The 2,573-nt window shown below is 45.9% G+C and carries 3 protein-coding genes and 1 pseudogene; 3 read left to right on the plus strand and 1 reads right to left on the minus strand.

Going from position 1 to position 2,573, the window contains the following annotated elements; all coding sequences use genetic code 11:
- Positions 1 to 555, minus strand: a pseudogene (locus tag IQ270_RS29680) (citramalate synthase); the annotation flags it as partial.
- A 114-nt stretch (positions 556 to 669) separates the two neighbouring features.
- On the opposite strand from IQ270_RS29680, the gene IQ270_RS29685 reads away from it, so the two are divergent.
- From IQ270_RS29685 to IQ270_RS31630, 3 genes are all read left to right on the plus strand, one after another.
- Positions 670 to 1,008 carry a 2Fe-2S iron-sulfur cluster-binding protein gene (locus IQ270_RS29685; RefSeq protein WP_193976686.1) on the plus strand — a complete coding sequence of 113 codons (339 nt, stop codon included), beginning with the start codon at positions 670 to 672 and terminating at the stop codon, positions 1,006 to 1,008.
- A gap of 155 nt (positions 1,009 to 1,163) precedes the next feature.
- Positions 1,164 to 2,252 carry a glycine oxidase ThiO gene (gene thiO, locus IQ270_RS29690; RefSeq protein ID WP_193976687.1) on the plus strand — a complete coding sequence of 363 codons (1,089 nt, stop codon included), beginning with the start codon at positions 1,164 to 1,166 and terminating at the stop codon, positions 2,250 to 2,252.
- Between the two features lie 10 nt (positions 2,253 to 2,262).
- Entirely contained in the window at positions 2,263 to 2,454 is a 192-nt protein-coding gene (locus IQ270_RS31630; protein WP_228056824.1) for a hypothetical protein, read from the plus strand.
- Positions 2,455 to 2,573: the final 119 nt, after the last annotated feature.

Raw genomic sequence — 2,573 nt, forward strand, 5'->3', positions numbered from 1 at the left:
AGGCAAAGTACCGCCGTTAGTATCGCAAAGCACCAGCCATTCTGCACCTGCATCCGCCGCTGCTGCTAAAGTTTTAATCGCATAATCGGGATTGTGTTTGTAGCCGTCAAACCAGTGTTCGGCATCGTAAATAACGCGCCTTCCCTGACTCTGCAAAAATTCAATTGTATCTCGAATCATCGCCAGATTTTCTGCTAGAGTCGTCTTCAAACCTTCAGTAACGTGCAAATCCCACGACTTGCCAAACAGCGTTACCCAGCGAGTACCTGCGGACAAAATAGGCTGCAACATTTCATCGTTTGCTGCCGTTTTTCCCGGCCGCCTAGTCGAACAAAAAGCTACGACTTCTGCTTGAGTTAGCGGCTGTTCTTTGAGCCGCCAAAAAAATTGTACGTCTTTAGGATTAGCTCCCGGCCAGCCGCCTTCGATAAAGGGAATTCCTAAACCGTCTAACTGACGGGCTATACGCAGTTTGTCTTCGAGAGATAGGGAGAGTCCTTCGCACTGAGCGCCGTCTCGCAGCGTGGTATCGTAGATCCAGAGCCGATTTGTCATGGGAAATTGGGATCGAGAATTTGGTAAGATATGACTTATATTAGATGAATTTATTTGAAATAAATGCGATAATATGTAAGAAAATTAACATAAATCTAATTGGGGTAAATTGCTGTGGTCAAGGTACAAGCGCAAGGAAAAACATTTGAGTGCGATCGCGAATCGAATCTCCGTGAAGTTTTGCTCAAAAACGGCATCGATCTCTACAATGGTAACGCCAAAGTCATCAACTGCCACGGGCTAGGCACTTGCGGCACCTGCGCCGTCACTGTCGAGGGTGAAGTTTCCGAACCGGAGTGGCGCGAAAAAGCCCGACTTTCGCTTCCTCCCCACTCTGGGGCATCCAACCGCCGTTTGTCCTGCCAAACCAAGGTTTTAGGCGATATTAAGGTGACAAAATATGATGGTTTTTGGGGCCAGGGCTCGGAAACTGTCTGGAAACCGGAAGCATAGATTTTTTGTCGATCGTAAGACTCAAGCCCCTGTTAAAATTCAATCGACTCGTAGGGTGTGTCAGACGAAGTTCTCAAACGATAATCGAGGATTTCGGCATCTGACGCACCTTACCATTATAGATAACGGAGTTAAGGATTTCTGGCAACAAGTCAATGAATTCATCTCAAGATATTCTGATTATTGGCGGCGGAATCATCGGCCTTTCGCTAGCAGTTGAACTGAAGTTGCGAGGGGCATCTGTCGCCGTTCTCACCACCAATTCTAAACAACCGACGGCGCGGGCTGCTGCCGGAATGCTGGCTCCCCAAGCCGAACGAATTTCCCCCAGTCCGATGCTGGATTTGTGCTTACAAAGTCGCGCCATGTATGCAGCCTGGGTGGAACGGCTAGAAGAGATGACTGGATTGAAAACGGGATATTGGCGATCGGGAATTCTCGCGCCCGTCTGTCAAAATGAATCTCAAGAAAAGCCACATTTCTCAAACCTTAACTCTCAATGGTTGGATAGAGATGCTGTCCGCCAGCAGCAGTTAGGATTGGGTGAAGAAGTAATTGGTGGCTGGTGGTATCCTGACGACGCTCAAGTTGACAACCGCGCTTTATTTCGGACACTTCAAACCGCAACAAAAGAATTGCAGATTGAGATTATTCAAGGCTGTGCAGAAAAAATTATTCGGCAAGGAAATCGAGTTTTGGGGGTTGAAACAACGGTAGGCAAATTGCAAGCTGACCGTTACGTTTTGGCTACAGGTGCTTGGTCAGAGCAGTTATTGAATGTTCCTGTTTTTCCAAGAAAGGGGCAAATGCTGTCAGTATGCGTACCAGAAGATTGTGGAATAATTCAGCCACTGCAAACAGTTTTATTCGGCACCGGCATTTATATTGTGCCGCGTCAAGATGGCCGAATTATTATCGGCGCAACTAGCGAAAATGTAGATTTTACCCCTGGAAATACGCCAGCGGGAATCCAAAGTTTGCTAGCAGGAGCTATGCAGTTATATCCAAAATTACAAAATTATCCAATTCTGGAGTTTTGGTGGGGATTTCGGCCTGCTACCACCGATGAGTTGCCGATTTTGGGTGCTAGCCCTTGGGAGAATTTGACGCTGGCGACTGGGCATTATCGGAACGGCATTTTGTTGGCTCCGGTGACGGCTAAATTGTTGGCTGATTTGATTTGGAATCAAAAATTAGATCCGTTACTGGCTGCTTTTGATTATTCTCGGTTTCCTGAATTTTGAGAGTTTAGAAATGGTAAATAGTGAGATTTTTGGCTTTGTTCAAATTGCACCATTTTCAATAACCTTTATGAACAGGCAAGATGCCTGTTCCACAAAAAGTAAATTTCTTTCTTGTGGAACAGGCATCTTGCCTGTTGCGATGACGATCCCTATCTCAGTTCAGTTTGAACCAAGCTTAAAAACTCATAAATCTTGGTTATGAATTAGTTCAATTCCGGTTTTTGGGGTTGGTTCAGTTCCCGGCATTTACTGGCAGCCAAATCGTAAGCATTTTGGTAATCTTTACCGCCTAACATCACATCGCCGTAATATTCATAGGGT

It is taken from the genome of Microcoleus sp. LEGE 07076, assembly GCF_015207455.1.
GTDB lineage: Bacteria > Cyanobacteriota > Cyanobacteriia > Cyanobacteriales > Microcoleaceae > Microcoleus.